This is a genomic window from Microbacterium sp. F2, assembly GCF_052274505.1.
Classification (GTDB): Bacteria; Actinomycetota; Actinomycetes; order Actinomycetales; family Microbacteriaceae; genus Microbacterium.
In genome coordinates this window covers 1-1,270 of sequence record NZ_JBNVBV010000023.1, presented here as the reverse complement: position 1 = coordinate 1,270, position 1,270 = coordinate 1, and the positions used below count along the sequence as shown (strand labels likewise).

General features: G+C 64.6%; 1 protein-coding gene. It reads right to left on the bottom strand.

The window, feature by feature from the left end; genetic code table 11:
* Positions 1 to 73: 73 nt before the first annotated feature.
* Positions 74 to 1,270: integrase catalytic domain-containing protein (locus ACQVDU_RS15840; protein ID WP_443477648.1), on the bottom strand; the 1,197-nt coding region annotated here is incomplete at its 5' end.

Below are 1,270 nucleotides of genomic sequence, written 5' to 3'. Positions count from 1 at the left end.
CGAGGTGCCTCACTGAAAAGTGAGCGCGAGGGGTGAGCTGGTGCCTCACGAATTGTGAGCGCGAGGCTTGCGGTCATTTTGTTGGTTGGAGTCGACGGATCGACGGTTCCAAGGATGCCATGTCAAGTCCGCGCGCAGTGGCAAGGGCGTCGGTTTTGTCTTTGGAGAGCTCGATCAGGCGAAGCTGGATCTTGTTGATCTGTCGGGTCAGGTCGGCCGGGTTGATGCCTGCGATGCGGGCCTTGACGGCGGTGGCTTGCTCGTCGGTGAGCACCCCGGACTCGAGTACCCGCAGCCACGGCGTTCTCGGCCTGTCGTAGATGCGTTTGCGGCGCCCGTCGACGGTGGTGGCATACCCGATCGGCTTCTTGGTCGGGGTGAAGAAGTTCAGCCGCAGCGACACCAGCGGCCACAACTCGTTCAGCAGGGCGAGCTCCTCGGGGGTGTCGTACCGCCAGTGGAACGCGTGCTTGCGGACGACGTGGTTGTTCTTGGACTCCACGGTGGCCTGGTCGTTTTTCTTGTAGGGTCGCGACCGGGTCTGGGCGATATCGCGCTGTTGCAGCCAGTCGGCGACGTCGTGATTGATGAACTCGGAGCCATTGTCCGAGTCGAAAACGCGTAGCGGGAACGGGAACATCCCTTCCAGCTCGGCAACGGTCTGCACGATCCATTTGGACGCGTTGTTGCGGATTGAGGTGTTCTCGGTCCACCCGGTGACCAGATCCGTCATCGTCAATGACCGTGCGAACTCCCCGGCAAATGTCGGCCCGCAGTGCGCGACGGTGTCCGCCTCGACCACCCCCGGCTCGGTGGGCGGGGTATCGCCGGCCTTCGACAACCCGATCGAGTTGCGCAGCAACGGCGACGGTTTCGTGGTCGCGATGCCCCGCAGCTGCATTCCCCGCCGTGCCGGGGCCAAGTACCGGTCGATCGTGGCCGGGCTCATCGCCTCCAACTCCGCGATCGTCCCGGGTGTCGTGAACGGGCGGTCGAGGTCCCCCGCCTCTCGCAGCAGCGGCAGCCACATCGGGAGCATCACGGTGAAGTACTTCCCGCACGGACAGCCCATCAGCGCCCACACATGCTCCAGCAGCAGCCGGGACTCATCGCTATACGACTTCGCTCGCAACCGTCGCCGATCAACCTGCTCGGCAGGGTCTGGCAGCGGCGGCCCGGTCAGCATCCGCCTGGCGCTCGACCGTGCCATCCCGGTCGAGGCCATCACCTCATCGAGAATCCGCCCCCGGTCGGTCTTGGACGCTTTCGC